The sequence below is a fragment of the Weissella thailandensis genome, from assembly GCF_001932615.1.
Classification (GTDB): Bacteria; Bacillota; Bacilli; order Lactobacillales; family Lactobacillaceae; genus Weissella; species Weissella thailandensis.
This window is the reverse complement of record NZ_CP014332.1, coordinates 1,101,726-1,114,450: the sequence shown is the minus strand read 5'-3', so window position 1 is coordinate 1,114,450 and position 12,725 is coordinate 1,101,726. Positions and strand designations below refer to the sequence as shown.

The 12,725-nt window shown below is 40.0% G+C and carries 12 protein-coding genes and 1 pseudogene; all 13 read left to right on the top strand.

Going from position 1 to position 12,725, the window contains the following annotated elements:
• Window position 1 precedes the first annotated feature (1 nt).
• The 13 genes and pseudogenes from FOL01_RS05420 to dnaG all read left to right on the top strand — a co-directional run bounded on the left by FOL01_RS05420 (window position 2) and on the right by dnaG (window position 12,724).
• Window positions 2–1,231 (top strand): phage tail tip lysozyme, encoded by a 1,230-nt coding sequence (locus FOL01_RS05420; protein ID WP_075269708.1) that lies wholly within the window; start codon window positions 2–4, stop codon window positions 1,229–1,231.
• A gap of 9 nt (window positions 1,232–1,240) precedes the next feature.
• On the top strand, window positions 1,241–1,648 hold the full coding sequence (locus FOL01_RS05415) for a thioredoxin family protein (RefSeq protein ID WP_075269707.1): 408 nt from the start codon (window positions 1,241–1,243) through the stop codon (window positions 1,646–1,648).
• A 3-nt stretch (window positions 1,649–1,651) separates the two neighbouring features.
• Window positions 1,652–2,239 (top strand): hypothetical protein, encoded by a 588-nt coding sequence (locus FOL01_RS05410; protein ID WP_075269706.1) that lies wholly within the window; start codon window positions 1,652–1,654, stop codon window positions 2,237–2,239.
• Complete coding sequence (locus FOL01_RS05405; protein ID WP_075269705.1) at window positions 2,211–2,810, top strand: hypothetical protein; 600 nt, start codon at window positions 2,211–2,213, stop codon at window positions 2,808–2,810. The genes FOL01_RS05410 and FOL01_RS05405 overlap by 29 nt, the downstream gene beginning before the upstream one ends.
• Before the next feature lie 33 nt (window positions 2,811–2,843).
• Window positions 2,844–3,143 (top strand): hypothetical protein, encoded by a 300-nt coding sequence (locus FOL01_RS05400; protein ID WP_075269704.1) that lies wholly within the window; start codon window positions 2,844–2,846, stop codon window positions 3,141–3,143.
• Window positions 3,144–3,436: 293 nt separating this feature from the next.
• A complete protein-coding gene (locus FOL01_RS05395) occupies window positions 3,437–3,808 on the top strand; it encodes a hypothetical protein (RefSeq protein ID WP_075269703.1) in 372 nt (123 codons plus the stop codon).
• Window positions 3,809–3,839: 31 nt separating this feature from the next.
• Entirely contained in the window at window positions 3,840–5,690 is a 1,851-nt protein-coding gene (locus FOL01_RS05390; RefSeq protein ID WP_075269702.1) for a hypothetical protein, read from the top strand.
• A 123-nt stretch (window positions 5,691–5,813) separates the two neighbouring features.
• Complete coding sequence (locus tag FOL01_RS05385) at window positions 5,814–6,089, top strand: hypothetical protein (protein ID WP_075269701.1); 276 nt, start codon at window positions 5,814–5,816, stop codon at window positions 6,087–6,089.
• A pseudogene (locus FOL01_RS05380) lies at window positions 6,090–8,266 on the top strand (type IA DNA topoisomerase).
• Between the two features lie 69 nt (window positions 8,267–8,335).
• On the top strand, window positions 8,336–8,500 hold the full coding sequence (locus tag FOL01_RS05375; RefSeq protein ID WP_043941736.1) for a type II toxin-antitoxin system RelB/DinJ family antitoxin: 165 nt from the start codon (window positions 8,336–8,338) through the stop codon (window positions 8,498–8,500).
• A 303-nt stretch (window positions 8,501–8,803) separates the two neighbouring features.
• The gene (locus FOL01_RS05370; protein ID WP_083603443.1) at window positions 8,804–9,196 is read left to right on the top strand and encodes a hypothetical protein; all 393 of its coding nucleotides are present in this window, start codon (window positions 8,804–8,806) and stop codon (window positions 9,194–9,196) included.
• Between the two features lie 218 nt (window positions 9,197–9,414).
• Entirely contained in the window at window positions 9,415–10,446 is a 1,032-nt protein-coding gene (locus FOL01_RS05365; RefSeq protein WP_014974276.1) for an IS30 family transposase, read from the top strand.
• A gap of 418 nt (window positions 10,447–10,864) precedes the next feature.
• A complete protein-coding gene (gene dnaG / locus FOL01_RS05360; RefSeq protein WP_075269700.1) occupies window positions 10,865–12,724 on the top strand; it encodes a DNA primase in 1,860 nt (619 codons plus the stop codon).
• The last annotated feature ends 1 nt before the right edge of the window (window position 12,725 follow it).

Below are 12,725 nucleotides of genomic sequence, written 5' to 3'. Positions count from 1 at the left end.
CATGAAAAAAGCCATTACAGTCTGGTTTTGGGTCAAAATCTTAGTACCAATATTGCTAGTGTTAATTGGTTTATTATTTTTCTTTCTGGTAGTGATTAATCTGTTAGCCGGTGGCGGTAGTGATGATAGTCAAGTTTGCTACCCCAGTAATAACGACACTTCTGCTGGTGCCGGGATTGGTGGTGATTGGAAAGATAGTCATTCCAAAACCCACAAAGCGATGCAAGCAGCAGCTGATAAATTTAAAAATGAGTTACATATGAGCGGCGATAACATTGCCGCAGCATTAGCAATTGGTTTACGTGAAAGTCAATTTAATCCTAAAGCTGAAAATCCAAGCGGACAAGTGAAAGGGATTTGGCAATGGGGTGCTGGTGGTGTGAATGGTAATCGATATAAAGACACGCAAGACAATGTTGATAGCCAAGTTAATTTAGCAATTAAAGAATTAAAGTCTAGTCATGCAGCCACCTTAACGCATATGTATAATGCCGACTTAACGCATTCGTTAGAAGCATGGGACGTGCATTTTGAAGGTGTCGCTGCCTCGGACCCACAACGTAAGTCAACACAAACCTTAGCGACAGCGCAAAAGGTTAAGCAGGTGTTTAAGTTAGACTTTTCTGGTAGTTTAACCGACCTCACCGGCGGTGATGCCAACACAGCCCAAGGTGGTGCGACATTGAACCCCAATAATTGTCCACCCGCAACCGGAACGAGTTCTAGGTTACCCATTAAAGGCCAGTACAATATCACGGGTGGTTATCCAAATTACCAAGGCGCCGGTGGTAGCCCACATTACGGCGTGGACTTTCAAACGGTGGGCGCCAAGGAAAGTGGTGATGCCAGCAATGTTTATGCTGTTGCCGACGGTAAAGTCTATGCCAAAGCCTCTGATGCAACGGGTGGTAACAATGTCATTATCAAAAATAACGATGGTAATTATACCTATTATGGGCATGCTCCTTCACAAGAATCAATTGTTGTGAATAAAGGGGATACCGTCCATAAAGGACAACATATCTCACACCAAGGCCAAACCGGTCTCGCAACGGGTGTGCATGTGCACTTTGGGGTTAATAAGAAGAAGCCCGCTTTCGCACCTCAATCAGATGGGCTCGTAAGTGGTGGCGATTATCTATCAAAAGTGCCCCGTAAAGCAGTTCCGGAAAAGGGGCAAACCGTACCTGCCGGACCATTTTCAACTGATCAAGACAAAGATAAAAAGTAGGGATTAAACATGAAAGTTAAACAATATGCAACTACCATACTCGCTTTGTTAGTGAGTATTGCGATTGCCGTTGGCGGTTACTGGACCTGGCGTAATTATACGTACCATGACACCAAGCAACCCCAACAAATCTTACAGCAACAACAGAAAACACAGGATGACGTCGTGTTAATTTTTCATAAAACGGGTTGTCCGGATTGTCAGCAAGTGGTCCGGCAGGTGAATCAAGCCGTGCAAGCAGGCCAAGCCGATCACTACGTGATGGTGGATACCAAAGATTCAAACTTATATCAAAAATATAATGTGATTGAAGTGCCCACTGCCATTCATTTAAAGGCCGGTCAGGAAGTGGCCCGGCATGTAGGCGCCAATAATCCGGATCGTTTAGTTAACGTCATTAAAGCCACGAAGGAGTAAGGCATGGACAAACAAAAAGTTACGAAAGGGCTACTGAAACTAGTGTTAGGGTTAAGTATAATTTTTGCGGGTCTGGCCTTTGTTTACGACCAAAAGCAGTCTCAACAACAACAGGTAACCCAACAGCAAGTCCAACAAGTCAAACACCAACAAAAAAATATTCAGCAGAAACGCCAAACCCAAGAAAAATTAGTTACTGATGCCGTTTATCAAAAGCGGGCGGTGGCGTTTTTGAATCGTGCGTTAGCGCGTGCCACGAAATCAGGTGATATTAGTGCTAAGGATGAAACTTATGGGAAGGCAGATGCTTATACCGCCATACAAGCCATGGCCGGTATGAATAGTGGTATGAAATTAACCCAGCACGACTTACATTTTAATAAAATGGCCGATGGGGAAATTGTCGGTGAGGGTCAGATTGAGATTAAAGCCTTTGGTATTTCGGATGATAAAGAGGCTAAGACGCGCCATATCAAATCAAAATTTACCGTCTTATTAACCTTAGAACAATATCAAGGTCATTTACGCGTTGAAAGCATCAAGTTAGGGGAGGTGAAAGCAAGTGAAAACGCCAAAGATACCGTCTACTAAGTGGTTCTATTTGATTACTAGCGGGTTAAGTGTTGTGGCCATCGTGATGGGTTGTGCCTTCATGCTTAACGGGGCTAATCACCAAACTGAACGTCAGCAACAGCAAGCACACCTCAAGCAACAACAGACGCAACGTAAATTGTCAAAATTTGAACGAGAACGGCCACTTTATAGTCGAACGGAAGAACGGTTAGATACGTTTATGAGTGCTTACTTTAATTATGATGATCAAAAAGCCTATAATCAGCGCCGTCAAGCTGCTAAAAAAGTGGTGAGTCCCGCAGTTTATGATAACCGACGGTTATTTAAAGAAGATAAGTACAGTAAAACCCGGCAGTTAGGCTTACAATCGACGTTTGTCAAAAATCAAGTTGTGCCAACCAAAATTACCGATCAGCAACTAGAAGCAACCGTTTATACAACGCAAGAGTTAAACTTTGAAGATGAAGAAGGGCAAGATACCATCAAAGTCTTTCAGGTTACGTATGATGGTAAAACTGATAAACTAGTTAAAATTGATCAACAAGGTGTCTACAATATCGCTGTTGATAGTACGGAAACTGTTGATTAATAAAAGTATCCCAAATTAAGAGGAGGGCGTCATATGAATTGGATACCACACATTATGGCTGCTGGTCAGGGGGATTTAAGTAGTCCAGCAGCGCAAGAGTTGGGCCACAAATATTGGCAAACGTCGGCACAAGGACATTATATTGTTGATTATGCCAAGTACTTTAGTAGTTTAATTGAACTCAGTCGGTATTTACGCGTCACCCAAGTCCAATTGCGATTAGCAATGATCAAGGCTGACGAACGTCATAGTCATCAATTCACGATGAATGATCATATTATTCGCTTTAATAACAATGAGGGCTATCAATCATTTTTGAAGCCCCAATCATAAACGTATACGCATTAACATACGAGTAAGTATACGGTATATCATACGCAATCGTATACGATACGTATACTTAAAATTATCGTTCGTGACAATTAGTTAATGTGCTATACTAACTTTGGTAATTAGATTTCAAGAACAACTATTCACTTGGTGCCGTGCACTGCCAAGCTGAGCGGTTGTTCTTTTTTTTAATGACTTAAAAATTTCTTTGGGACACTTTTACATAGGCCTGTAAAAATTCGTTACGATAGGGTTGCACTAGAGATAGTGACAATAATTTTTTTGGAGGTCAGACAATGACAACATATACAAAACCGTGGTCACGCGGATTCGTGACGGCAACGCTTAGTGCTGGGACAGCTTTATTGATCAGCAGTCAAGCCACTTTAGTTCACGCGGCTGCTTTAGAAGAAACGGCTAAAAACACTGGTAGTAAAGTGATTACCTTTTTGATTCTGCTAACCGTTGTTTTAGGAGCAATTGGGGCTGCTTTAGGGATTGCCATGATGGCATCAGGTAATCAAATGCTGCATGCATTTGGTACGAAAAAAATCATGATTGGTTTAGCAAGTATCGTAGGGATCCTATGCTTAAGTCTTGGGGTGACTTGGATCGTTAATACCGTTACCAGTGCCGGTGGTGGCTTTAACTGGACTTGGCCATTTTAAGCGGCTGTATTTAATTTGAAAGGAGGGACATATGCATTGGTTAAAAGCAAAGAAACGACAACCGCCGGTTGATTTAGGCGATTATCGCGCCCAAGTGGTTAAAAGTACGTTAGATCGTGACAATCCGTTGATTAAACAATTGCTGGCTGATACGGGTCAAGTGACGCAAACCTGGCCTAATCTGAAACTAGATGAGTTAAAAACGCTGACAGAAAAAATACAACAAAACGTGGCGATTGCTACCGGTGAATTGGTGCCGTTAGGTGACATCAGCTTTTTAACGGTGGACCCGAAAAACCCGAAGAAAACGGTGGAAACGGGCTTAACCTGGGAAAACGCTGTGGTAAGAGGCGACATGGAAAATTTTGTCGTGGAAACAGTCAATCAAGTATTGAACGATGAACAAGTACGTCTGGCCGATGATTTGACGTATCAAGAATTAACAGACGCATTGACAGCCTTTTTAACTGCCAGTCATGAGCTAGGAGGCTTTACCGATCAAGAGTTACCGACCTTGCCCAGTGAAGACGAATATATTGAAGCCGTTGAGCATAATGAGCTCTTTAACCGGTTACCACAACGGTTAGTGGTTCGTGATGAACCCACGACTGATCAACCTGAACAGACGGTTAAATCAAGCCAACCACAATCTGAAACAACCTTATCAGAAGCTTCATCACAAGCAGCTAACGATGCTGAACCAGCTAGTGCGGTTAGTCAAGCTGCAACAGCTGTCGCAGATGCTGCTTCGGTTGCCACGCAACCGGTAATGCCAGCTGCAGCTACCGCCGATAGCACTTTAACCATTGCCAAACTTATTCAAGCCTTTCAAGTTAAAACTTCGTTTTTTAAAACGAAACCGTTGGATGAAAAACAAACGGTGGTACCGGAAAGCGATGATTATGTTGACGTGATGATGGTACGCGAAACTAAAGAAGCAAATGCCTTCATGCAACAAACCGCCGATAAGGTGGCCGATGCTTACCGTGAGACACTGACGCAAAACATTGCCGATGTGCATGAAGATACGCAAGCCATTGATGACTTGCTAACAACAGATTGGCAAACACCAATTAAACAACAGGTAACGCAACGCCATACGAAAGATTATGGCAATCGTTTGGACAATTCGTTAGCAGCTTTAGATAATGATTATCAACAGGCTGTTGCCGAAGAAGAACAACATCATGAACAAACGTTAACCAAGCTTGAACAACAATTAACCATTGATAAAGCCAAAACAACGGCTAAATTAACGGGTGATCGTGACCAAATTATTCAACATGAAATTGCCCAAATTATTACCACGCAAAAGCAATATATCGAGCAAGAAGTGCAACAATTACGCTATAACCAAGCCGAATTTAAACGCCACAAAGTGATTGACCAAATTGTGGCTGGGCAAAAGGAAGCTAATGACTTAATGACGAAAGCTTATCGGCAGTTATCGAGTGATTTAGAAGTACGCCGCCAAGATTTTATTAAGGAACATGAACATGCCTTAGGCATCCGTGAGGATTCAGATAAAGCCCAAGCTGAAAAGGAACGTCTCCAATTCGCTAATGCGGAAGTACTCAATCTTGAGAAACGCCATGACCAATTGAAATCAGTTAAAATGGACCTAGAAGGTCAAATTGGTCAACTGCAAGCCGAATCATCTAAGTGGCAATTCCGTGCGGAAACGGCCCAAGAAGATTTGGAACGCGTTAAGCAACAATTGGTTGAAGTTAATCAACAATATGAGCATCGTTTACAGAGTGATCAAGTCGATTTAGCCCAACACCAAGAATTGGCACAACAAGCCCGCCAAGCTAAGTTAGCTAAGTGGTTACATCCATTTAAAAATCGGCAAAAAGAAACGAAGCATGTCTCACAGCCGTGAGACGAATCACGTCATGCCTGGTGGTCAGTTCTAGACTGGATGAGGTTCGATTCCTGATCATGATGATTGCTGAATTATCAGCAAATAATTTCTAAATACTAATATCAAAAATGGGGGGAATATATGATATTTCAATTAAAACAATTTAAAAGACGTTGTCGCTATTACTTTGGGTATATGTATTCAGTTCTTTTCTATGTAGCACCTAGCCTACTAACAGCTGATCTTTTTGAACAGGGCGAGGATTATATCGCCTTTTTGATGCTAGGTACAGGTTACCTGATGAGTATTTTATTTTTTGTTGCCAGTCGTAAAGACCAAAAATACTACCATGAAGTTCGTCATGAATTTGCGGGACTTTATGCAAAATTTGACCAATTAGAAAAGCGAGGTGACTAAATGAGCACGGTTATTCTAGCAGAGAAGCCGAGCCAAGCACGAGCTTATGTGGATGCTTTGCAACAGAATACCAAACAATCGGGTTACTACGAGGTCAGTGACCCGATTTTGCCGTCAGATACAACCATCACGTTTGGGTTTGGTCATTTAGTTGAACTGGCACCACCTGATGATTACGATGCCAAATTTAAGCACTGGTCGTTGGACAATTTGCCGATTTTTCCGGAAAAATACCACTTTGTGGTTGGGGCAGATAAACAAAAGCAATTCAAGATTGTTAAAAAGCTATTACAAGCTGCCGATACCATTATTATCGCCACAGATAGTGACCGTGAAGGCAGTAACATTGCTTGGAGCATTATTAAGCAAGCTGGAGCTTATACAAAGAACAAAACCTATCAACGTTTGTGGATTAATAGTTTAGAAAAAGCAGCTATTCGAGAAGGTTTGCAACATTTACGTACAGGCGCTAGTGATCTACCGGCTTATTACGAAGCACAAACGCGCCAGATTAGTGATTGGTTAGTCGGCATGAATGCGAGTCCGCTATACACGTTATTATTACGACAAGCAGGTGTCCACAGCGTTTATTCCATTGGGCGTGTGCAAACCCCAACGCTGTATATGGTTTATGAACGTGATTTAGCGATTAAAAACTTTCACCCGACACCTTATTTAGAGTTACAAGCACAAGTCCAAGTTGAACAGCAAACATTTCAAGCAAAATTAGAGCCATATCAGCGTTTTGATGATCAAAATCAGCTTAATACCTACATGGCGTCTAAAACCGTGCAAATTGGTTTACAGGACGGTTTCATTGCGGGTGTTGATACAACGGCTAAGCAAACCGCTAGTCCGCGTTTGTTTTCGTTGTCGAGTTTGCAAAGTACCATGAATAAACAAGCGCACGTCAGTGCTAGTGAAACGTTAAAAGCGGTGCAAGCCTTGTATGAAGCGAAATTATTAACTTATCCACGAACGGATTGTCAGTATATTACGGATCAAGAATTTGATTATTTGCTGGATAACCTGACGGCTTACCAAGCCTTGATTCCAGAAGAAGTTGTTTTAGATCATCTGACCGCCAATAAACGTTATATTAATGGGGCTAAGGTGCAAGAACATCACGCCATCATTATGACCAAAACTATACCTACACCAGCGCAGTTACAAAAGCTCACTCCTTTGGCACAACAAATTTATGATTTGGTCCTACGAACGACGTTGGCCATGTTTGCCCAGCCGTATGAGTACCAAGAAACCGTCATTATAACGCAAGTCGGCCAAGCCCTATTTAAAGCCACGGGTAAAGTTCCTACTAATCCAGGCTGGCAGGTATTATTAAAACAACCATTGAAAGAAAAAAAGAATCAAAAGAACCGGCTGTTTTGCCCAAAGTTACCCAGGGACAACGCGTACAAGTGAAGTTAGCTGCCACTAAGAAACTAACCAAAGCGCCGATACCTTTCACGGAAGGAACGTTAATTACAGCTATGAAAACAGCTGGTAAAACATTGGAGGATGCCGACGAACAAGCTATTTTAAAAGAAGCTGAAGGAATTGGGACTGAAGCCACCCGGGCTAATATTTTGGAAGTGCTTAAAAAGCGGCAGTATTTAGTGACGGCAAAGAATCAGTTACATGTATCGGCAAGTGGACAAACCTTATGTCAAGCTGTTTCATTACAGCCACTATTAACAAGCCCAACTATGACGGCAAAATGGGAAACCGCTTTGAAACAAATTGGACAACAGCAACGGACACCGAACAACTTTCTTGGCCAAATTCAAAAATTTGTGCAGAAATTAGTTGACGAAGTACCGGACCAATTAGGCCAATCAGCAACTATGCAACAGCAAATTAACTTACAAAAAGAGGCTGAAGCTAAGCAACAAGCAGTAGCTAACTTAGGGCAATGCCCGGTCTGTCAGCAAGGACAAATCGTGGACAAAGGCAAGTTTTACGGCTGTACGAATTATAAAGCTGAACAATCATGCCAATTTACGTTACCTAAAAAATGGAGTAGTAAAGCACTGACACCAACCATTGTCAAAACTTTACTAATGAAAGGGACGACCACTAAGTTGAAGGGGTTTAAATCAAAGAAAACGGGCAAGTCGTTTCAAGCAAAATTGCAGTTAAAGAATGGCCAACTAGCTTTTGATTTTGGTAAGTAATAATATGCTGTATAATATTCAGTAACATGACGCTAATATACAGACATAAAGGGGAACTATATTATGGTTATGAGTGAAAAGTTAATTCAATTACGAGTCGAAGAAGATGTTAAGGATAAAGCAGATGCCATTTTTAAGGCACAAGGGCTAACGACACAGTCAGCAATCAAAATGTTTTTAACACAAGTTGCGCATACAGGTGAATCACCTTTTGATCATTTGTTTAAAAATTAATCGGTATTTATCCTCTGATTAATATTAATTACAGGGGTGTCGTAAAATTCGTACAATATAGGTGATAGGTATTAACAATAGGTACCTATTAACTTATTTTTACTACATCTTATTTTTTCGTTTGTTTCATCTTTTTCAAAAATTCTTTGATTTGCGAAAATATTTAAGGCCAGTAAGCTACTGGTCTTTTTTAGTAGGGTCAGCAAAATGGTTTCTTCAAAATAGGAATTGATTAAATTGTTAATTAGTTTAAAATTAACGATATACAGTTAAAACTAACAATTAAGTGGCGAGGTAACACTCATGATGAATCAAGATGAAGAATTACAGGCACAATTAAAGCGAGCAGCACATTTTTTTAAACATGATTACCAAGATAGAGGAATGGTGAAATGGCAAGGGTTCTTTCTTAGTGATCACACAGCAGATGTGGCTAGCTACTCAAATAACAGAGCTAAAAATATAGCGCGCCAGGACCAGCAAGAAATGACACAAGAAGCCATTGGTCGGTATTTAATGAAAGCTTTTGATCAACATTTCCCAGTTACTTTGCAATTACGGAATCACAATGATGAAGGGGTGGTGAGTCCGTTTTATCATGGCAAAGTGCTAGGATTTCAAGATGATGATGTGATTCTTTCAGGTCATCAACGCCGATTTCCAATGTGTGATATTTTATATGTTGCACGACACTAACACTAGTTATAACTAAAACATCAGTAAATTAGGACTAGCGTCTGCTGGTCTTTTTAATTTGGCAAAATTTAATTGCTGTGAAACGCATTCTATGGCCGTTTTTTTTAATAACGTTACCAATTATGCATTAATTAAATAATTGTGATACATTCATATCAATAAAATTAGAAGATTTTTGTTATTTGGGTAAATAGCTGACCTGTTAAGGAGATAAACGGATGAAATCTTATAAACGCTTAAGTCGCTCTGAACGTTATTACATTTATGTATGGTATTATGAACAAAAGATTAGTTTACGCCAAATTGCCTTACGTTTGCAGCGAACGCCCAAGACAATTTATGATGAAGTGCATCACAATCGGCGGCGACCTGATGTTTCATTAGATAAAATTCCGTATGATCCGGAATATGCTGATTGGTTAGCTGCCCAGAATCGCATTAATCGCAACTATGGTAAACTTCACGCATCAAATGGGGCTTTAAAACGGGTTCAAAAAGCTGTTGAAGAAAAACACTGGACCATTCCGATGATTGCGCACAGTTTGAAAAATGTGCCTTCAGCAACCACTTTATATCGCTATTTAAAAAAAAGAGTACCGGCGCTTTTGAATTATAAAAAACGTAAGTACCATATACGGCCTGTTTCTATGCGCGAAGCGATGCGTTCACATCATGAAAGTGATTTTATGCAAGCGCATAGTATTGACCAACGTCCCCAGGCGATTAATCAACGCCGTAATTTTGGTCACTGGGAAATGGATTGTATTGATTCACCTCAAGGGGTGAAAGCCAGTTTATTGGTATTTTATGAACGTAAAAGTCGCTACATGGAGCTAATGAAATTGGACAGTAAACGCGTGAGTGCCATGCATGATGCCATTGAACAATTTTTAACCCGGCATCCAAATCAAGTGCAGTCAGTCACTACGGACCGTGGTCATGAGTTTACCAACCTTGATGTCATGATGCTATTTGAAAAATGGCAAGTAACTGTTTATTTTACGCATGCGTATAGTCCTGCCGAAAAAGGGGGAATTGAACGTATTAATCGTGACATTCGGCGTTTCTTTCCCAAAGGGCAAAGTCTGACTAAAACCACGTTAGTGGCACTAAGAGCGGTGCAAGACATTATTAACCATTATCCAAAAGCTGTCTTAAATTGGCAAACGCCACAACAGTGTTATCGCCAATTTTTGCAAAGTCAACGGGCACGTCAGAAGAAACGCCAACATCGGTCACAATTAGCTTAATTAAAATTCTAATTTTTACTATTTGAACTTGTATTTTATAGCAATCAATACAAGTCGTTTTAGTGTGTGAGTAAATAATTATATTTTAAAAATTATTGTGACAACCACAACATGGGCAGACAACCAGAGCAAACAAACCAAAAAAAGATACAAAAATGTAATAAAGCGGGTAAAGGTTGCTGGCAAGGCATGCACGGCTAGTCGTTAAAAAATTTTTTGGAAAATTGATAGCTAATAACTTGACAATTCCCGTAAAAGTCTAGTTTACATAATACAACTACCTTAAAATAAGAATGTTGTCATAACAAGACTTATGAGTTTTCATAGGGGTTGACAAGATGCTTGCATATTAAATATTCAAGCGTATAATTATAAGAGCTGGAAAAGTTCATTTTGATTGGAACGGAGGTGAAATATTATGGCACGAATTCCGCAGAATCTTGTTGAAGAAATTCGTGAACACGTTAATATTGTTGATGTTGTTTCACCATATGTACAGTTAAAAAAACAAGGACGTAATTTGTTTGGAAAATGTCCATTTCATGAAGAACGGACGCCTTCATTTTCCGTTAATGAAGAGAAACAAATTTTTCATTGTTTTTCATGTGGTCGAGGAGGAAATGCTTTTAGTTTTCTAATGGAAATTGAAAATCTTTCATTTCCTCAGGCTGTTGCCAAAATTGCGCCACAAGCTGGTGTTGATTTAGATGAATCGTATCTGGATAATGACCAGGATGTACAGGTTGATCCAGAAGTAAAGGCCTTACGTGAGTTATACGCAGAGGCCACCAAACTTTATCATCATCTATTAGTCAATACTGCTTCAGGTGAAGAAGCACTTACTTATCTGACTTCTCGTGGGTTAGACGAAAAGACGATCGATGCGTTTATGTTGGGTTATGCCCCTGAAGGTAATATTTTGTATGATTACTTCCAGACGCAAAAAGTTGATTATCAGTTATTACGTAAATCTGAATTATTTGTTGAATGGTCTGATGGTAGTCTCCATGATCGTTTTGCCAATCGTGTCTTATTTACTATCAGGGATAGTACTGGTCATCCTATCGCTTTTTCCGGGAGAAAGTTAACTCAGAATGATGATGAACCGAAGTATATCAATTCCCCTGAAAGTCTGCTATTTAATAAATCTGCAGAGCTATTTAACTTAGATTTAGCCAAGGATACGATTAAAAAGCAAAAACATGTGATTCTATTTGAAGGGTTTATGGATGTTATTGCAGCATTCCAAGCGGGCGTTCAAAATGGTGTTGCCTCGATGGGAACGTCATTAACGACTGAACAAGTGCAACGTTTGTCTCGCATGGCTGATGGCATTAGTATTAGCTATGATTCCGATATGGCGGGTCAAAAAGCAACAAAACGGGCATTGGATTTAATTACCCAACAAGGCCGTTTATCTGCCCAGATTATTCATATTCCTGATAATCAAGACCCTGACGAATATCTACGTTCAAATGACGCAACGGCATTTAATCAAGTATTAGTGCATAATGTTGAAGATCCGGTTACTTTTAATTTGCGATATCTACAAATTGATCGTAATTTAAATAATCAAACTGAGATGTTCGCTTACATTAGTGATGCGCTTACGGTAATTGCGACAGTCAAGGAACCAGTAATACGTGAACAATTTTTACGTCAACTTGCTAATGAATTTGACTTGAGCTATGACGCTTTGCAAGATCAAATTCGCCCGCTTTTGCTACAAAAGCAAGCACAGAAGCCATCTACTAATACGCATCAAGGTGCTCGACAACAGTCTCATCAGCCATCCTTTAATGGTAATCAGGTTGTTAAAAGTAATCTAACGCGCGTTGAAAAAGCCGAACAAATACTGTTGGCATGGATGTTACGTGATAATGATGTTTGGTTGCAAGTTACCAATCAGGCTGACTTTTCTTTTCAGGATGTACCATATGAAACATTATATATGATTGCAATGGCCTATCGTGAAGAACATCAGCAACAACCTATAACAGATATGGCAGCATTTATGGATTATGTTCAAAAACCTGAATTAACTAGAATATTAGCTTCATTAGAAGGTATTGATTCACAGTTATTTGAAGATCGCGAACAAGTATCAGCATACATTCGTGTAATTAGTGATGAAGCGCCTTTAGAGGAAAAAATCCGTCAATTATCACGTGATATTAAAGAAGCTAATCAGTTGCATGACCATGCACGAATTGCACAATTAAGTGTTGAATATATGACTGTTTTAAAACAAAAGCAAACAAAGAATTTAAATAATTAAG

Bases quoted from the DNA above. Each gene is read 5' to 3' on its own strand.
- FOL01_RS05420 (WP_075269708.1), top strand. From the start codon at position 2: ATGAAAAAAGCCATTACAGTCTGGTTTTGGGTCAAAATCTTAGTACCA.
- FOL01_RS05415 (WP_075269707.1), top strand. From the start codon at position 1,241: ATGAAAGTTAAACAATATGCAACTACCATACTCGCTTTGTTAGTGAGT.
- FOL01_RS05410 (WP_075269706.1), top strand. From the start codon at position 1,652: ATGGACAAACAAAAAGTTACGAAAGGGCTACTGAAACTAGTGTTAGGG.
- FOL01_RS05400 (WP_075269704.1), top strand. From the start codon at position 2,844: ATGAATTGGATACCACACATTATGGCTGCTGGTCAGGGGGATTTAAGT.
- FOL01_RS05395 (WP_075269703.1), top strand. From the start codon at position 3,437: ATGACAACATATACAAAACCGTGGTCACGCGGATTCGTGACGGCAACG.
- FOL01_RS05390 (WP_075269702.1), top strand. From the start codon at position 3,840: ATGCATTGGTTAAAAGCAAAGAAACGACAACCGCCGGTTGATTTAGGC.
- FOL01_RS05385 (WP_075269701.1), top strand. From the start codon at position 5,814: ATGATATTTCAATTAAAACAATTTAAAAGACGTTGTCGCTATTACTTT.
- FOL01_RS05375 (WP_043941736.1), top strand. From the start codon at position 8,336: ATGAGTGAAAAGTTAATTCAATTACGAGTCGAAGAAGATGTTAAGGAT.
- FOL01_RS05370 (WP_083603443.1), top strand. From the start codon at position 8,804: ATGATGAATCAAGATGAAGAATTACAGGCACAATTAAAGCGAGCAGCA.
- FOL01_RS05365 (WP_014974276.1), top strand. From the start codon at position 9,415: ATGAAATCTTATAAACGCTTAAGTCGCTCTGAACGTTATTACATTTAT.
- dnaG (WP_075269700.1), top strand. From the start codon at position 10,865: ATGGCACGAATTCCGCAGAATCTTGTTGAAGAAATTCGTGAACACGTT.